Annotated in this window: 19 protein-coding genes; 10 read left to right on the forward strand and 9 right to left on the reverse strand. The window is 69.5% G+C overall.

The window, feature by feature from the left end; all coding sequences use genetic code 11:
- Nucleotide 1: 1 nt before the first annotated feature.
- From IEY55_RS12880 to IEY55_RS12900, 5 genes are all read right to left on the reverse strand, one after another.
- Entirely contained in the window at nt 2-427 is a 426-nt protein-coding gene (locus IEY55_RS12880) for a RidA family protein (RefSeq protein WP_189057388.1), read from the reverse strand.
- Nucleotides 424-1164: an SDR family NAD(P)-dependent oxidoreductase gene (locus tag IEY55_RS12885; RefSeq protein ID WP_189057390.1), complete on the reverse strand. Its 741-nt coding sequence runs from the start codon at nt 1162-1164 to the stop codon at nt 424-426. Before IEY55_RS12885 ends, IEY55_RS12880 begins: the two co-directional genes overlap by 4 nt.
- The gene (locus tag IEY55_RS12890) at nt 1161-1775 is read right to left on the reverse strand and encodes a DJ-1/PfpI family protein (protein ID WP_189057392.1); all 615 of its coding nucleotides are present in this window, start codon (nt 1773-1775) and stop codon (nt 1161-1163) included. Before IEY55_RS12890 ends, IEY55_RS12885 begins: the two co-directional genes overlap by 4 nt.
- Before the next feature lie 54 nt (nt 1776-1829).
- Nucleotides 1830-2939 carry a myo-inositol-1-phosphate synthase gene (locus IEY55_RS12895; protein WP_189057394.1) on the reverse strand — a complete coding sequence of 370 codons (1110 nt, stop codon included), beginning with the start codon at nt 2937-2939 and terminating at the stop codon, nt 1830-1832.
- Nucleotides 2940-3002: 63 nt separating this feature from the next.
- Nucleotides 3003-4097, reverse strand: a complete 1095-nt coding sequence (locus tag IEY55_RS12900; RefSeq protein ID WP_308424755.1) for a Gfo/Idh/MocA family protein — start codon at nt 4095-4097, stop codon at nt 3003-3005.
- A gap of 421 nt (nt 4098-4518) precedes the next feature.
- Between IEY55_RS12900 and IEY55_RS12905 the strand changes: the two genes are divergently transcribed.
- Nucleotides 4519-4692, forward strand: coding sequence for a hypothetical protein (locus IEY55_RS12905; RefSeq protein WP_189057398.1), 174 nt, complete (start codon nt 4519-4521; stop codon nt 4690-4692).
- Between the two features lie 218 nt (nt 4693-4910).
- Here IEY55_RS12905 and IEY55_RS12910 read toward each other — a convergent pair whose 3' ends face one another.
- Entirely contained in the window at nt 4911-5291 is a 381-nt protein-coding gene (locus IEY55_RS12910) for a HesB/IscA family protein (protein ID WP_189057400.1), read from the reverse strand.
- Between the two features lie 312 nt (nt 5292-5603).
- Between IEY55_RS12910 and IEY55_RS12915 the strand changes: the two genes are divergently transcribed.
- From IEY55_RS12915 to IEY55_RS12950, 8 genes are all read left to right on the forward strand, one after another.
- Nucleotides 5604-6257 carry a DUF3043 domain-containing protein gene (locus IEY55_RS12915; protein WP_189057402.1) on the forward strand — a complete coding sequence of 218 codons (654 nt, stop codon included), beginning with the start codon at nt 5604-5606 and terminating at the stop codon, nt 6255-6257.
- 77 nt (nt 6258-6334) lie between these two features.
- On the forward strand, nt 6335-7327 hold the full coding sequence (locus IEY55_RS12920; RefSeq protein ID WP_189057404.1) for an aldo/keto reductase family protein: 993 nt from the start codon (nt 6335-6337) through the stop codon (nt 7325-7327).
- Nucleotides 7328-8201: 874 nt separating this feature from the next.
- Nucleotides 8202-9533, forward strand: coding sequence for an adenosylhomocysteinase (locus tag IEY55_RS12925; RefSeq protein ID WP_189057405.1), 1332 nt, complete (start codon nt 8202-8204; stop codon nt 9531-9533).
- The gene (locus tag IEY55_RS12930; RefSeq protein WP_189057407.1) at nt 9530-10336 is read left to right on the forward strand and encodes an MTAP family purine nucleoside phosphorylase; all 807 of its coding nucleotides are present in this window, start codon (nt 9530-9532) and stop codon (nt 10334-10336) included. Before IEY55_RS12925 ends, IEY55_RS12930 begins: the two co-directional genes overlap by 4 nt.
- Before the next feature lie 35 nt (nt 10337-10371).
- Nucleotides 10372-11097, forward strand: coding sequence for a phosphoribosylaminoimidazolesuccinocarboxamide synthase (locus IEY55_RS12935; protein WP_189057409.1), 726 nt, complete (start codon nt 10372-10374; stop codon nt 11095-11097).
- Nucleotides 11084-11800: an SDR family oxidoreductase gene (locus tag IEY55_RS12940; protein WP_189057412.1), complete on the forward strand. Its 717-nt coding sequence runs from the start codon at nt 11084-11086 to the stop codon at nt 11798-11800. Before IEY55_RS12935 ends, IEY55_RS12940 begins: the two co-directional genes overlap by 14 nt.
- 38 nt (nt 11801-11838) lie before the next feature.
- On the forward strand, nt 11839-12234 hold the full coding sequence (locus tag IEY55_RS12945; protein WP_189057414.1) for a hypothetical protein: 396 nt from the start codon (nt 11839-11841) through the stop codon (nt 12232-12234).
- Nucleotides 12231-13076 carry an HAD family hydrolase gene (locus IEY55_RS12950; protein ID WP_189057416.1) on the forward strand — a complete coding sequence of 282 codons (846 nt, stop codon included), beginning with the start codon at nt 12231-12233 and terminating at the stop codon, nt 13074-13076. The genes IEY55_RS12945 and IEY55_RS12950 overlap by 4 nt, the downstream gene beginning before the upstream one ends.
- A 254-nt stretch (nt 13077-13330) precedes the next feature.
- Here IEY55_RS12950 and IEY55_RS12955 read toward each other — a convergent pair whose 3' ends face one another.
- A complete protein-coding gene (locus tag IEY55_RS12955) occupies nt 13331-13519 on the reverse strand; it encodes a MerR family transcriptional regulator (protein WP_189057418.1) in 189 nt (62 codons plus the stop codon).
- 397 nt (nt 13520-13916) lie between these two features.
- On the opposite strand from IEY55_RS12955, the gene IEY55_RS12960 reads away from it, so the two are divergent.
- The gene (locus IEY55_RS12960; RefSeq protein ID WP_189057420.1) at nt 13917-14195 is read left to right on the forward strand and encodes a hypothetical protein; all 279 of its coding nucleotides are present in this window, start codon (nt 13917-13919) and stop codon (nt 14193-14195) included.
- A gap of 46 nt (nt 14196-14241) precedes the next feature.
- Here IEY55_RS12960 and IEY55_RS12965 read toward each other — a convergent pair whose 3' ends face one another.
- Nucleotides 14242-14796 (reverse strand): M23 family metallopeptidase, encoded by a 555-nt coding sequence (locus tag IEY55_RS12965; protein ID WP_229686314.1) that lies wholly within the window; start codon nt 14794-14796, stop codon nt 14242-14244.
- A 287-nt stretch (nt 14797-15083) separates the two neighbouring features.
- Nucleotides 15084-15296 carry a hypothetical protein gene (locus IEY55_RS12970; protein WP_189057425.1) on the reverse strand — a complete coding sequence of 71 codons (213 nt, stop codon included), beginning with the start codon at nt 15294-15296 and terminating at the stop codon, nt 15084-15086.
- Nucleotides 15297-15444: the final 148 nt, after the last annotated feature.

Consider the following 15444-nt stretch of genomic DNA (forward strand, 5'->3'; position numbering starts at 1 on the left):
TTCAGCCGCCCACCACGGCGATCGCGCTGATCTCCACCAGGCAACCCTCTTCGGCCAGCCGGGACACCTCGACCAGGGTGCTCGCGGGGGCGGGCTCGCCGAGCATCTCGTTGCGTACGGTGGAGATCTCGGTGAAGTCGCGCTTCACGTCGGCGACATAGACCACGAGGTTGACGATGTCCGGGAGGTCGCCACCGGCCGCCCGCAGCACACCGCGGATCCGCTCGAAGACAACCCTGGTCTGTCCCCCGGCATCGCCCGGGGAGAGCACGTTGCCATGCTGGTCCGTGGCCACTTGCCCGCTGACGAAGACGAGCTTTCCGGCCAGCGGCAGGGAAAGCGCGACTCCCGGGGAGTACCGGCCAATGGGTTTGGAGTGGCCGGCCGGCACGAGCGCGACCGGCTGCTGCGACTGCTGTTCCGTCATGGGCAAACCCTTTCCGGAAACGGTCCGAACGTGGTGGTCATCGCCGCCAGCTGCACCTCGCGCAGCTCGACGGCGACCGGCAGGCCGAACAGGTACGTGACGACATCGGCGACCTGCTCGGCGGAGAGCGCGTCGGCCCGGGTGCCCGGGCGGGCCTCGTCATGCGCGCCCTGGAAGTAGGTGTCAACGCGGCTGGGCAGCAACAGGCTCACGCGAACGCCGTGCGGCCGTAACTCCCGACGAGCGACCTCGAGCAGGGCGCGCATGCCCGACTTCGCCGCCGAATAGGCGGCACGCCCGGGGAACGGGTGCAGCACCGAGTCGGAGAGCAACCCGACGAGAAGCCCGCCGGGGCGCGCGGTCAGCAGGGGCAGTGCCGCGCGTAGCGTGTGGAACGCGCCATCGAGGTTGGTGGCGATGGTGTTCCGCCAGTCGGCCAGTTCGATCTCGGGCAGCGGAGACCACCGGCCGCCGCCGGCGTTGAGCACCACTCCCCCCAACCCCGCCGTGGGATCGAGGGTCGCGTGGGCGGCCGCGGCAACCTGGTCCGCGTCGCCCACATCCACGCTGGCCACCCGCGCCGCGACACCGTGGGCGGCCACCTGCTCGGCGAGGCCGGCCAACTCGCCGGCCGAGCGCGACCACAGCACCAGGTCGTGGCCGGCGGCGGCCAGTGCCTGCGCAACGGCGCGGCCGATCCCCCGGCTCGCCCCGGTGACCAGGACCGGTCCGGTCATCGCGGCACCTCCGCGGGCGTCCGCCCGGGCTGGATCTCGGTGCGCGCCGACACCGGCTCGACCAGGTCCGGGGCCAGATCGGCCAGGACCTGGAAGGCCAGGTCCACCGACTTGACCGACGGTGCCGGGTCGCCTCCCACCGAGCAGAGGTCACCGTCCCGGACCAGGCCGGCGACCACCTCGCCAACACCGGTCAGCTGCGCCCGTTTGGCATGGTGCACCGCGATGTGGCGACCTTCGGCCAGTCCGGCCGCGGCCACGACGAAGGCACCGGAGCAGACCGAGTACACATGGGTTCCGCCGGCGGCCGCCATGCGCAACGCGGCGAGAAGGCGAGAGTCGGCGGAGGCGTCGCTCGCGCCCCGCCCGCCCGGCACCACGACCGCCGCGGCACCCGCGAGCGCGTCCAGACCCATGCCGACGTCGAAGGTGGTACCGGCGGAGGCGGTCACCGGCGACGTGGCGGCGGCGAGCCGGACCGCCAGCGCGGGGCCGTCGTCCCCGGCGCCGGCCGCGCCGACCGTCGCGGCCTTCGCCAGCACGGCGAAGGCCCCGAACAGGTCCAGCTCGTCGACGCCGGGGTAGGCCAGCACCACGACCCGCGCGGTCATCACGTCCTCGTTCCCATGTCGAAGGCCATCCGTGCCGACGTCGTGCCTCCCCGTTCAGCCGTGGCTGGCGGTGTCGGCCAACGCCCGTGACCCGTCGCCGTTGAAGGCGGTGCCGTCGAGCTGGCGGAAGCTCTCCTGCACGGCCGCCTCGCTGTACGCGGGGTGGCCCTCGGGCGGGGACTTGAGCACGCGGGTGGCCGCGGCGGGGAAGCCGGACAGGCCGCGGCGCCGGCTCGCGGCGGCGATCCGCACCAGGTCGATGATCACGCCGGCGGCGTTGCTGGAGTCCTGCACCTTCAGCTTCAGGTCGATCGACACCGGTGTGCCCGCCCAGCCCATGCCCTCGATGTTGAGCATCGCGACCTTGTGGTCCATCAGGTGCGGCACGTAGCCGGCGGAGGGGATGATCTCGACGTTGCTGGTGTCCAGCCCCTCCTGGGCGAGCGCGTTGAGCTTGGACTGCCGCTTGCTGTCACCGCGGTCGCGCAGGTTGCGGAAGTCCTCGTTGCCGCCGAAGTTGAGCTGGTAGGAGCTGGAGAGGGTCAACCCGCGCTCACTGAGCAGGCCGAGCAACGCGCGGTGCACCACCGAGGTGCCGAGGTGGCTGGCCAGGTCGTCACCGACCAGCGGGACACCGCCACGGCGGAAGGCCGCCATGATCTCCGGGGAGCGCGCCACCACCTCCGGGGTGCAGTTGACCACGGCCACGCCGGCCTCCAGCGCGGCCCACGCGTACGCCTCGGCGGCCCACTGCAGCCCGGTGGGCAGCGAGTACAGCAGGACCTCGGCGTTGCTGCGCCGCAGCTGGTCCACCAACCGCCGGAACCCCGGCCCGCTCCTGTCGGCGGCCTCCGCCTCGGTCAGGCCGGGGGCGACCCGGCATCCCGACGTGGGCAGGCCGACGTCCAGGCGGGGGTAGTTGTTGGGCTCGGCCAGAATCGCGTCCTGCAGTTGCTTGCCGACCTTGTTCGGATGCACGTCGAATGCGGCCACGAAAGCCAGGTCGGACACTGTGATGCCCCCGATGCGGGGGCGCTTGATCCCCGGTAGCTCCTTTTCCGAGGCGCCCTCGGCGATCATTCGTTCGTAGAGCAGGGCACCTTGGTAGAGAGCGGAGATGTTGTTTCCGACACCAGCTACCGCGAGCCGGATCTTTTCCGCCACTGCTGACTCCATTCCCCAGTGTCGCGACGGAACAACGGGCGAACCGTGAACCGCCGCCAGGACTCAGTGCACGCGTGCTTTGGGGGTCCGGGGCGCGGCGATGGCCAGCGCCCGCTCGACGAGAAGCTGCGCGGCGAGGCCGTCGCCGAAGGTCGCGACCTCCGGTGAGCGGACGCCGGTCTGCCACGCGTCGAGGATTCGGGGGTAGGGATTCATCGGGTGCGCCGGGAACTCGGTGCCCCGCGGCGCGTCCGAGCCGTACTCGGTGAGGGTGGCCCGGCCGTCGTCCGGGCTCGCGGTGACCACGGCGGTCGCCCGCTCGCCCTGTACCAGCACGCGGATCGCGTGCAGGCCCGCCGAGACCCGGGAGACCAGGACGCGCGCCGGGCAGCCGGTCGTGGCCTCGCCGAGCAGAACCTCGGCGATGTCCTCGGTCTCGGCCGAAATCGGCCCGGCCGCACTCGCCCGCTCGCCGAAGGCGATCGTGCTCGTTGCGGCGTGCACCGCCCACTCCCCCGGCACCAGCCAGCGCAGCAGGTCGAACAGGTGCACGCCCTGGTCGCCCAGGGCCCCGGCACCGGCCTCGGCGCGCCGGTGCCGCCATGGCCACTCGGTGCCGGGCCCGGCCAGGAAGTCGTGGTGGAACTCGAGGTCGGCGCGGAGCACCGTGCCGAGGTCGCCCTGGCTGACCAGGTCGCGGAGCCGACGCAGCGCCGGGTTCTCCCGCCACTGGAAGGTCACCGCGGCCCGGGCACCCCCGGCCCGGGCGGCGAGTGCCCGCGCGGTGCGGGCATCAGCCGCCAGTGGCTTGTCGGTCACCACTGCCAGCCCGGCCGACAACGCCGCGCTCAGCAGATCGCCGTGGGTGTTGGGCGGGCTGACCACGATTGCGCCGTCCAGCCCTCCGCCGGACAGGACCTGGTGGGGGTCCGAGCTCACCCCGGCGATGCCGTGCTCGGCGGCCAGCCGGCGGGCGCGCTCGGCGTCGTGCTGGAAGCAGAGCACCTCCACCGTGGCTCCGGCGCATTCGGAAAGCCACTGCAAATGCACCTGACCGAATCCCGTCCCAACGAGGGCGAAACGCACCCGAATAACCCCCAGAAAAAGCAACACCAATGATGCGGAACGGGCCAGGTGAGATCGTTTCCTCACGGTCACGTCCAGCCTCGTTCCTCGGAGCGACGCTAACAGCGAGCAGGTGCCGGAACAAGACGGAAGAAAGGAATTCCATGACTACGAATGGGTGATGGTATGACAGTGATGGCCACCCATTCGGAGCAATAATGTGCCCCTGCTGGCGGTACCTGGCCGAGGAGGCCCCGCGAGGGTTCGCGGTAGTGGTACCGGCTACGAGTTGTTCGCCGCACTCCTCCGGCTTTTCGGGCGCCTTCGCGCCGCGTCGGCCAGGGCAGGCAGCGACGGCTACGTGCGGGGCAGCCCCAGAGCACGCACGCCTCTGCCGCAGCTCCCCCGGCTTGCTGGGCGGCAAGGCGCGGGCTGGGCCGGGCGGGGTGCGCCGAGCGGGCACTACCCGCCAGTAGAGCTGGTCACAAGGCTGCGGAGTTCCTAGCGTCGGGTCATGGGAACCCCCGAGCCGAGCTCGCTCGCCGAGCTCATCGCTGACTGTGCCGAGCTGCCGGACGGCCTGCGGCCCACCGCGCCGGCGGTCCCCGAGCCGCGGTCGGCCGCTCCCTGGCGGGTGGACGACCGCTGCGCGGCCCAGGTCGCCGATCTCGAGGAGTACGGCAGCTGACGACCATCCCAGTGGTCTCGCCTTCTGCCGCGCTGGTCACCTGTGCTGTACCAGCAGGTCGGCGGCGAAGGCCGGCTCGGCTGAATCGATTCTGCGCACCGAAGGCCCGCGCCGGTGACTGACTGGAGCCCAAACAACTCCGTGCCCGCGTGCGGATGACACGCGGGCACGAGGATGTCAGGCAGGCCCGGTGACCGGGCGACGCCCGGGCCGGACGCTCAGTTGAACGAGTCGCCGCAGGCGCAGGAGCCGGTCGCGTTCGGGTTGTCGATCGTGAAGCCCTGCTTCTCGATGCTGTCGACGAAGTCGATCACGGCACCCTGCAGGTAGGGCGCGCTCATCCGGTCCACGACCACCCTGAGCCCGCCGAAGTCGCGGAAGACGTCGCCGTCGAGGGTCCGCTCGTCGAAGAACAGCTGGTAGCGCAGGCCGGCGCAGCCGCCCGGCTGGACGGCGATGCGCAGGAACATGTCGTCGCGGCCCTCCTGCTCCAGCAGGGCCTTCGCCTTCGACGCGGCGGCCTCGCTCAGCTCGACGCCGTGGGTCGGGGCGTCGGTCGCGGTTGCCTCGCCGTGGGTGACGGTGTTCTCGGCGGTCATCAGCTCTCCCTGCAGTGTGCGCCCGTTCTCCTCGCGGCAACACCGCCGGCGGTCGGGCTTATTCCCGGGCTCACCGGGCTGTCCCGTCCCCCATGGTGGCACATCCGGCCCGGCCGCGAGGAGGGCCGCCGACCGGGCCCGTAGCCTCGCGGCCAGCGACAACGGCAGATCCCCCGATCACCCGGTGACGCGGGCCACAGCTCGGCGGCCGGCGGCGTCACCCCCGGGTTGGATCGCGGTGGTGCCGGGGCGGGCGGCCGGCGGAGGTAAGGCACGTCCGACCGGGTAAAGCCCCTGTCATACCCTGTTGCCGTGAGGTTCCTTCGCCGCAGCAAGACCGACGCCTCCGAGCCCTCGACCGCCGAGGTGGCACCGTCGCTCGAGGAGGCGGCGAAGGACAACCACACCAACAACAAGAAGCCCACCACCAAGTCGCAGGGCAAGGGGCGCCCCACCCCGAAGCGCCGGGACGCCGAGGGGCGGCGCCGCGGTCCGGTTCCTCCGCCGCCGCGGAGCCAGCGCGAGGCGTACCGCCGGATGCGCGGCAACAAGGAGGAGCGCCGCAGGGCCGCGGCCGAGCGCCGTGAGCGGATGATGGCCGGCGACGAGCGCTACCTGCTGCCGCGGGACCGCGGGCCGGTGAAGGCGTACGTGCGGGACCTGGTGGACTCGCGCCGCAACCTGATGGGCATGTTCATGCCGCTGGCCATCGTGGTGTTCCTGGCGTTGTTCACGCCGTCGCCGCTGATCCAGCAGTACGCGAGCCTGATCGTGATGTTCATGCTGCTGGCGATGATCGTCGAGGCGGTCGTCCTGGGCATCTACGTGACCAAGCGGGTACGGGCGAAGTTCCCCGACGCCAGGGAGCGTGGCTTCACGCTCGGCTGGTACGCGTTCACCCGGGCAACCCAGATCCGGCGACTCCGGGTGCCCAAGCCGCGGGTCGGCTACGGTCAGGTCCGCTGAGCAGGCTCGGCCGGGTCGGCTGACCCGGGTTTGCGCAACTCCTCCTGACCCGGTCGATCCGTCCCTACGATCGCGGCATGGAGTTCCGTCGCCTCGGTCGCAGCGGCCTGTCCGTCAGCACCATCTCCTACGGCAACTGGTTCACCCACGGTTTCCAGCTCGAGGAAGAGCAGGCCAGGGCCTGCGTGCTCGCCGCGCTGGATGCCGGGATCACCAGCTTCGACACCGCGGACATGTATGCCGAGACCGAGGCCGAGTCCGTGCTCGGCCGCACGTTGGCGGGCCAGCGGCGCGAGGGCCTGGAGATCTTCACCAAGGTGTTCTGGCCCACCGGGCCCGGCGAGAACGACCGGGGCCTGGGGCGCAAGCACATCATGGAGTCCTGCCACGCCTCGCTGCGCCGACTGCAGACCGACTACATGGATCTCTACCAGGCGCACCGGTTCGACCGGACGGTGCCGCTGGAGGAGACCATGCTGGCCTTCGCCGACCTGGTGCGGCAGGGCAAGGTCCTCTACGTCGGCGTCTCGGAGTGGACGGCCGAGGAGATCACCCGCGGTGCGGCGCTGGCCCGCGAGCTGCACGTCCCGCTGATCTCCAACCAGCCGCAGTACTCGATGCTGTGGCGACCGATCGAGCCGCAGGTGATTCCGGCCTGCGAGCGCGAGGGCATCGGCCAGATCGTGTGGTCGCCGCTTGCGCAGGGCGTGCTGACCGGCAAGTACCAGCCGGGCCAGCAGCCTCCCGCCGGCTCCCGGCTCACCTACGAGGCCCGCAACCCGTTCATCGACGCACTGTTCCGTGACGAGGTGCTGGCCAGGGTCCAGCGGCTGCGTCCGCTCGCCGAACAGGCCGGCCTGACCCTGGCGCAGCTCGCGATCGCGTGGGTGCTGCAGAACCCGAACGTGGCGTCGGCGATCATCGGTGCCTCCCGGCCCGAGCAGGTGGCGGAGAACGTCAAGGCCACCGGTGTCCGGTTGGAGGCGGACCTGATGGCGGCGGTCGACGAGGTCCTGGACGGCGTGATCGAGGAGGACCCGCGCCGGACGATCTCCGTGACGCCCTGGTGAGTTCTACCGACGAGAGTACGAAACCCCTTGGGCCGTCACCGCACGCGGCATTGCACTCACTCGTCGCGGTCGCCACCCCACTCCACGCCCGAAAGATTCTGGACAGGAATCAACATACAATGGAGCTACCGCGCCGCCGTTACGTTACAACCTTCCGGTTACACGTTTCCGCGCGGCCAGCCACGTGTTCCCCCGGAAAACCCCTGCTGGCGGATCTGCCGACGAATGCAACCAAGATCGTTCATCGGCTGTCCTCATTCTGTCATCTACCTTGTGGCACCCTATTTCCCGAACTACTCTTTCCAATGTCACAACTGAAGCCGCGAGCCGCACCGGACGGACTATTGTCAAAGGCGAGGGGGTGACCGTCCAGCAACTCCTTTCCCGATTTCGGGTGCCCGGGGCGGAGACCGCCGGCTACCACGTTCCCGCCCCAGCGAGCCCGGACAACAACTGTTCCTTCCGGCTGTCCAGCGAGCCGTCCCTTTCGTGAGCAGCCAATTTCCACCCCGTCCCGGGAATCGTCCGCGGAAGCGCCACGCCGCGGCCATCGTGGACCCACCCGGAAGTCCACCGAGGACCAGCCCACTCGGCAATCCCGACCGCCCCAGGTGGTTCCGGCCCCGTACGGGATCTTTCCCACACCGCCTCGTCCGTCGGTTCCGGTACCAACCAAACGCAGGGATTGGATCGGAGAAACCAAGTGGAACCGGTTCGCCGTGCCCTCACCAATTTCGGAAAACATGTCTCGGCACCACTCGAGGGAGTGCAGTTCACCCGGGAAGCGAACGTTACGAACATTCCGCCCGCGCGGCATTCCAGCGACGTGGACCGCGGGTGGGGAGAACATCGTCGGCGGAACGGGCAGCGGGTGATGTTCGCACCGGCCGCGCCCACCCCACTCGCCCCGCCCCGAGACGCGGTCGTCAGGACCGACGCGGGCACCGGGTGGGGAGGTCAGCTCGACGCGGTGGACAGGCTGGAGCGGGCCGTCCGGCACATGCCGGTACTGGCCGGGATCCGGCGTGCCGCAGGAGCGGATCGCCCGTTGCGTGGGCATCGCCTCGCGCTGTGCGGGCCACTCACCGTGGAACGGGCGCTGCAGGCCACGACGCTGGTCGACCTGGGTGCCGATGCGGCGTGGTGTGCGTCCGGCGCCGAAACCGCCGAGGACGTGGCCGAGCTGGCGAGGCGAGCCGGCGTTCCGGTACACGGTTGGCGCGCCGGGTCAGTGCGGGATCGACGTCGCGCGGCCCGGGATGTGCTCCGTTCCTGGCCGCGAGGACCGACGTTGGTCCTCGACGAGGACGCCGTGCTGTTGACCGCACTGCACCAGGAGTGCGCCGACCTCCCGGTGCCGCTCCTCGCGCTCGAGACGATGCGGGGCGGTGTCGAGGCACTGGTCCGGTTGGGACCGCTGCGCCTGCCCGTGATCCACGGTGGTGAGTGGTTCGGCCGCGACCTGGTTGATGGGCCGCACGGCACGGCCCAGTCACTGGTGGGGACGATCGCGGCGGTCAGTGGCCGGATGGTTGCCGGCAAGGTGTTCGTCGTCGCCGGGTACGGCAGGGTCGGGTCCGGGGTTGCGGCGAGGGCACGCGGTCTCGGGGCCCGGGTGGTGGTCACCGAGGTGAGCGCGACCAGGGCGCTGCTTGCCGCGCTCGACGGCTTCGATGTGCTGCCGATGGCCTCGGCCGCGTCGATCGGCGACGTCTTCTGCACGGTCACCGGCGTCCCCAAGGTGATCCGGCGCAGCCATCTCCTCGCGATGCACTCGGGCGCCGTCCTGGTCAACGGTGGCCACCTCCCGTGGGAGATCGACCTGGATGCGCTCTACGACATGACCGTCCGCTGGCCGCGCTCCCCGTGCGGCGTGGAGATCCTGCGGCTCAGCGACGGTACGGAACTACACCTGATCGCGGGTGGGCATCCCGCTCACCTCGTCGCGGGAGCGGGCACCGCCGCCGAGGTTGCCGACGTCACCCTGGCCAGCCAGGTGCTCGCGCTCCGGCTGGTGCTGCCGGAGGCCGCGACGCTGTCGCCCGGGATACACCCGCTGCCGCCCGCGATCGACGAGAACGTGGCGACGGCCCTGGCCACGGCGATGGGTATCGAGTTCACCGCGGGCGAACGCGGCGCGGAGCGCTTCTGGGCGGCCCGCCGTGGGTTGCCCCGCCCGCACCACAACGGACTGGAGGACCTGTGATCGATCTGGGAATCATCGGCGGAACGGGCTTCTACAAGTTCTTCGACCGTGCCCAGGAGCTGTCAGTCTCCACCGAGTACGGCGACCCGAGCTCGCCGGTCACCATCGCCGAGTGGGGTGGGAAGACCATCGGCTTCCTTCCCCGGCACGGCCGCAATCACCAGTACCTGCCGCACCGCGTTCCCTACACCGCCAACGTCGCGGCCCTGCGCGACCTGGGTGCCGAGCAGATTCTCGGCTTCAACGTGGTCGGCAGTCTCTCACCCGAGGTGGGTAAGGGCCACTTCGTGCTGATCGACCAGTTCATCGACCTCACCTGGGGGCGCGACTGGTCGGTGTTCGACCGGCCGGGCGGGGCACATGCCGACGCCGCCGAGCCCTACTGCCGCCGGCTGCGCCGGCAGGCCATCGACTCTCTCGCGGGCAGCAGCGAGGTGGTGCACCCGCGCGCGACCGCCGTGGTCATCAACGGTCCCCGCTTCCAAACCAAGGCGGAGAGCAAGCTGTATCACTCGTGGGGCGCGGACGTCATCAACATGACGCAGTCCACGGAGGCGTCCGTGGCCCGTGAGCTCGAGCTCTGCTACGTGAACCTGTCCTACTGCACCGACTACGGCGTCATCTCCGAGGACATCGCCCCGGAGAGCCAGGACCCGCCGGTGGTGCACCGGGACGTGGTGGCGCAGTTCCAGCGCAACCTGCACCGCGTCGAGCCCATGGTCCGCGCCGTGGTCGAAGCCCTGAAGGACGACCCGAAGTGCCGGTGTCGCAACGCACTGGAGGGCTGCTGGGTGCAGCACTAGCGCTGGTGGGAAAGCGATTGTCGTTGGGGGACATCATGCGATCAGACGTCGAGCCACGAGGCAGTGGCATTCGTACCGGCGAGCCCGACATCGTGGGCCGGAGTAAACGCCTGTGGTTGCGCGAGGGCGGCACGTGCCTGGTCGAACTCGTGCCGAGCCTGCGCAGCTTCACCTACCGGCGGGACGAGTTGGTTGCGGCGACCGGAAAGCTGCGCCTGGATTTCTACGAGCTGGCAGCGGCCAGGCTCGCCGACTCGGGAGTGCGAACCGCGTTCCGGGCAAGGGTTGGCGATATCCGGTACCTGGCAGACTATCGCCCCGCTCCGCCGTTCGAGGTCATCGTCAAGAACGTGGCCACCGGGTCGACGATCCGCAAGTACCCGGGGTTGTTCGAGGAGGGCTACCGGTTCTCCCCACCGGTGGTGAAGTTCGACTACCGCGTGGATCCCGAGGACCAGCCGATCGGCGAGGACTACCTGCGCGCCGCGGGTGTGCCGGTGGCCGCGTTCCACGAGGTGGCGTTGCGCTGTAACCGGGTGCTGACAGAGTGGCTGTCGCCGTTGGACCTGTGGGACTTCTGCCTGGTGGTCGCGGTGGACACCGATGGGGAGCCGATCATCATCTCCGAGGTTTCCCCGGACTGTATGCGGCTGCGTTCCGAGGACGGTAGGGCTCTGGACAAGGACCTGTTCCGGGCCGGGGCCGACCACGACACGATCGTTGCGCAGTGGCGGGAGCTGATCGACCGTGTCCGCGGGTGAGAACAGCGGGACGACGCCCCGGACTGCGCTGGTGACCGGGGGAAACCGGGGAACCGGACGCGCCATCGTCGAGCGGCTCGAGGTTGCTGGAACACAGGTTTGGCAGCTCAACCGCACCCCTTGCGGCGCGGGTGAGCGCGAGCTGATCTGCGATCTGTCCGATGTGGACGCTGTGGATCGTTTGGTGCGGCGGGTGGTCGACGCCAGCGGTGGCCGGCTGGATCTGTTGGTGGCCAACGCTGCCGACCGATATTTCGCCCGGGTGTCCGACCTGGATGCTCACCGCTGGTCGCAGGCATTGACAGTCAACCTCAGCTCGATACTGGTGGCGGTTCGCGCTGCCTTGCCAGCGCTGCGCGCTGCGCACGGAACCGTTGTGTTGATGGGCAGTCACGCCGGAACCCGCTTCTTCGAGGAGGGGGTGTCCTACTGCGCCGCCAAGGCCGCGATGAAGGCGGTGTGCGAGGTGCTCCTACTCGAAGAACGGCCGCACGGCGTGCGTACCTGCCTGGTCAGTCCGGGGGCGATCGCGAACCTCGACGGTGACACCTCGAAGTTCAAGATGGCCCCGGCTTCGGTTGCCGAATTCCTGGCGTGGCTGGCATCGGCGCCGGCGGACGTGGCGGTGGGCGAGATCGAGATGCGTCCGGCCGTGTTGCCGCCACCTGTGGTGACCGGACTGGACCGGCTGCAGGCCGTCTGAGCCGTGGTTTTCCTCGTCGCGTGAAGGGAGCTGGGCAGATGTCACGAGCTCGGGAGCAGCTTTCCGGCGAGGAGCCGGTGGTGCGGTGGGATCCGTTGCGGGGTCGGCTCGAACTGTGCTTCACGGAGGTGCCATGCGTGCACCGGACGGACGTGGCCTTCACCAGCCCGGTCTGGCTCGATTTCGCCGAGGACGAGTTGTTGTCCGTTGACCTGCTCGACATCCCGGATCTGCTCGGTGACCTGGTGGCGGCTCGGGGCGCTGGGACGCCACGGATTGCCTGCGACTCGGGCTGGCTCTGGATGGAGCTGCGGAAAGGAGGGCTGACCACGCGTCGCACAGGGTTGGCGGAGGTCGAGTTCACTCTTGATGGTGCGCGTCTGGTGTCGATTCGCCTGCAACTCGACGAGGAACCGGTGCCGGGGGCGTCGTGACCGGCACTCCCCTGGACGGCATCCGCCTGGTCGCGACCGATCTCGACGGCACCTTGTTGAACAGGTCCGGTCGGGTCGGCGAGCGCGTGCGCGCGTCCGTCGAGTTGGCTCGACAGAACGGGGTCGAGACCGTGTATCTGACCGGGAGACCGTTGCACGACGCGGCGTCCGTGCTCGGCGAGGCGGGTCTGGGCGGTTACCTGGCGGCCAGCAACGGCGCGGTGGTCCGGGACCGGCAGGGCCTCGTGCTCGGCCGGTGGACGATGGATGCCGAGTTGGGCGCGGAGATCAGCGCGGCGCTGCGACTCGCGTTGGACGGCACCCATCTTGGGGCGGTCACCGAGGGCGAATTGGCCCTGGACCACGGATTTCCTGCCGATCTTGCGGAGACGTGGCGCGCCCAGCTGGGTGAGCGAACGGTTGAGGGGCTGTTGGCCGGCGGCCGGGTACTCAAGCTGCTGGCGGCCTGCCCCGGGTGGCCGGTTGGCGCGTTCGCCGAGATGGTGAGCGCGCTGGTGGGCGATCGGTTCTGTGTCACGTTCTCCACCGAGCGGTTCCTGGAGATCTCGTTGTCGTCGGCGACGAAGGGGGCGGCCCTCGAGGTCATCGCGCGTGCCGCAGGGGTGCCGTTGTCCGCGGCGGCGTGCGTCGGCGACATGCCGAACGACCTGGGGATGTTCGACGTCGCCGGGCTCGCGGTGGCGGTGGCCAACGCCGCGCCGACGGTGCGACGCCGCGCTCATCTCGTGGTGTCGAGCAACGAGGACGACGGTGTCGCCGAACTGATCGAGGCGATCGTCCGAGCACGGGGGCGAAACGGCGCGGCCCGGACGACATCGTGACCGCCGGCCACCCTCGCCGGATCCTCGTCGGCGCTGTGCGGGCACGGGCTGGCCGGCTCCGCGGCGCTGTCGATGATGAGATCCAGCTCGACCAGGCAGTAGATGCGCACCGGACAGGGAAACCGGTCCAGCCGCACCGGGACGAGGTAACCCCCGTACTCCCGCTGGTAACGGAACACCCGGCCAGGCCCCAGCGGCGTCATGACCGGCGTGCCGACAGTTGGTAGCTCACGCAATGCCATTTGGCGCGCCCCTCAGCGGCTGTGAGTAGTCGTGTGTGCCCGGAGCTGTTCGAGAAGGTCATCAATCAGCCAGCGGGCCTGGCCGCCGGCCGTCACCAACTCGGGTGTCACCAAGCCGTCCTTCCACCAACGAACCACGGTTCGACGCGAGACACCCAGTTTCTTGGCCACGACGCCAGTCGGAAGGAGCAACTTGGGCACGAGGTCGAGGATGCACCAACAAAAGGGCAAAAACGACGTGCCTGGCCCCGATGTCCCGAATTGGTCGAATGATGCAGATGTAGCAAATGGTGCAGATTGTGCAGATGTCCCCGGTGGCCCCGATGTCCCACCTGCTCTCGGCGGCAGCTAGCGAGCCCCGATGGGCAGGCGCCAGAGAAAAGCTGGCTGACCTGCGCATACACCATGTTGTCCACAGGCCGGGCAGTCATCCACAGCCGGCGATCTTCCGATTGCTCCGCGTTTCCCCAGCTCAGTAGGCTAAGCGCGGGGCGCCAGCCCCCAAGGGCGGGCGGGGGCCGAGGAGGAGATCGAGGCACTGCGTGCCCGGGCCGCGGAGAAGATCGCCTACTACGGCTCGACGCGTGCCTACCGCGTCGTGTTCGAGGCACACGGGTGGGGCGCGCTGACCGACGAACTGCACGCCCTGATCGTCGCCGGCCGGTTGGAGGATGCGATCGGGCTCATCACCCCGGACATCCTCGACACCTACTGCGTGACCGCCAGGTGGGACGGGTTGGCGGACGCACTGACGGCCCGCTACGACGGTCTTGCCGACCGGGTCGCGCTGTACTCGTTCGTCTGGATGTCCCGGGAGCAGCGCGAACGCTGGCGGGACGTGGTCAACGCGCTCCAGCGCACGGGCACCCGCGCGTGAACGATCGAGCCGGAAGGAGGGCGGGGCTGGGGCTTTTGTGGAGCGGTCAGTGCCACGGCCCCGTCCCGTCCGAGAAGTCCCAAAAGCAGTTGTGGCTGGTCAGGATTTCGTCCTTTCCGGGCGCAACGGTCACCTCCACACCGTTGAACACCGCACGGACGGTGTTGTTCTGGTGTCCGATCCACTGTTGGTAGTGCAGGTGCGGGGCACTACTGGCACCAGAGCTACCGACGATTCCGATCTGCTGCCCTCGTTCGACCCGCTGACCCTCCTCGGCCGTCGACTTCTCGATCAGGTGCAGGTATGAGGTACCCCAGTCGCTGCCGTGATCGATCTCCACCATCCAGCCGCCCCCACTGTCCCACCCGGAGAGCCTGACCTGGCCCGCGGCGGACGCCAGAACGGGCTGACCGCTCGTCTCACCGCCGACCCGGAAGAGATCCAGGCTGTGGGGGTTGGGGCTGTGGTTGTCGCGGGTGACGGCTCGCCACTTCTGTCCACACTGGAACGGCAACTGGAACTGTGGTCGGGAATTCGCCTCCGCGGACCGGACCGGCAACGAGGAAAAGTCCACACCCAGACCCAGGACGAAGACAACCACCAATGAACGGGCAAGAATCGATCGAGCCATACGTGAATTCCGTCTCGTGTCAGCACGCCGGACGGGACGGTGACACTCAGTTTCTACGCCCGCTCGTTCGTCTCCACAACTCGACATTGAATGCCAGATACTGGGTGTCGCGCGCACGCGACATCCTCCGCCGGAGCGGACGCTTCCTCGGCCAGCATTGGCCGGCGTTCGGGTCACCTTTCGTCGTCAGATGGACGAACGTGTGCCGGACACGCCCCGCACCCGGTCGGGGCCGCCGCTGGGCCGAGGAACTCGGCCTACTCCTCCTCGTCGCCGGGTGGGCGCAGGGACATCGGGCCGTAGACGTCACTGTCGTCGTGCAGCAGGGTGACCTGCTCGATACCGCCGTCGAGCAGGTCCGGCCAGTTCTCCTCCAGCCAGAACTCGGCCTCGGACTGCTCGTCGAACGTCTCGGCCGGTCCGATCACCTCGCTGCCGGTGGAGTCGTGGTAGCGCCACCGGTACCCCACGTCGGGCTCCCTTCTGCCGGATGGCCAGACGGTAGCGTTAGCGCGCCAGCAGCTTGCGCCACCGGGGGACGCCGGAAGCCAGGATGAGTCACCGGCTCTCCCGGCGCACGAGCCGGCCGGGTGCTGGTGTCCGCAAGACGCACAGGAG

Origin of the sequence: Longimycelium tulufanense (assembly GCF_014645795.1) — a bacterium.
GTDB classification, from domain to species: domain Bacteria; phylum Actinomycetota; class Actinomycetes; order Mycobacteriales; family Pseudonocardiaceae; genus Longimycelium; species Longimycelium tulufanense.

What these genes read in the sequence shown, in the direction of transcription:
- IEY55_RS12880 (WP_189057388.1), bottom strand. Translation starts at nt 427, where the DNA reads ATGACGGAACAGCAGTCGCAGCAGCCGGTCGCGCTCGTGCCGGCCGGC.
- IEY55_RS12885 (WP_189057390.1), bottom strand. Translation starts at nt 1,164, where the DNA reads ATGACCGGACCGGTCCTGGTCACCGGGGCGAGCCGGGGGATCGGCCGC.
- IEY55_RS12890 (WP_189057392.1), bottom strand. Translation starts at nt 1,775, where the DNA reads ATGACCGCGCGGGTCGTGGTGCTGGCCTACCCCGGCGTCGACGAGCTG.
- IEY55_RS12905 (WP_189057398.1), top strand. Translation starts at nt 4,519, where the DNA reads ATGGGAACCCCCGAGCCGAGCTCGCTCGCCGAGCTCATCGCTGACTGT.
- IEY55_RS12910 (WP_189057400.1), bottom strand. Translation starts at nt 5,291, where the DNA reads ATGACCGCCGAGAACACCGTCACCCACGGCGAGGCAACCGCGACCGAC.
- IEY55_RS12920 (WP_189057404.1), top strand. Translation starts at nt 6,335, where the DNA reads ATGGAGTTCCGTCGCCTCGGTCGCAGCGGCCTGTCCGTCAGCACCATC.
- IEY55_RS12925 (WP_189057405.1), top strand. Translation starts at nt 8,202, where the DNA reads ATGTTCGCACCGGCCGCGCCCACCCCACTCGCCCCGCCCCGAGACGCG.
- IEY55_RS12935 (WP_189057409.1), top strand. Translation starts at nt 10,372, where the DNA reads ATGCGATCAGACGTCGAGCCACGAGGCAGTGGCATTCGTACCGGCGAG.
- IEY55_RS12945 (WP_189057414.1), top strand. Translation starts at nt 11,839, where the DNA reads ATGTCACGAGCTCGGGAGCAGCTTTCCGGCGAGGAGCCGGTGGTGCGG.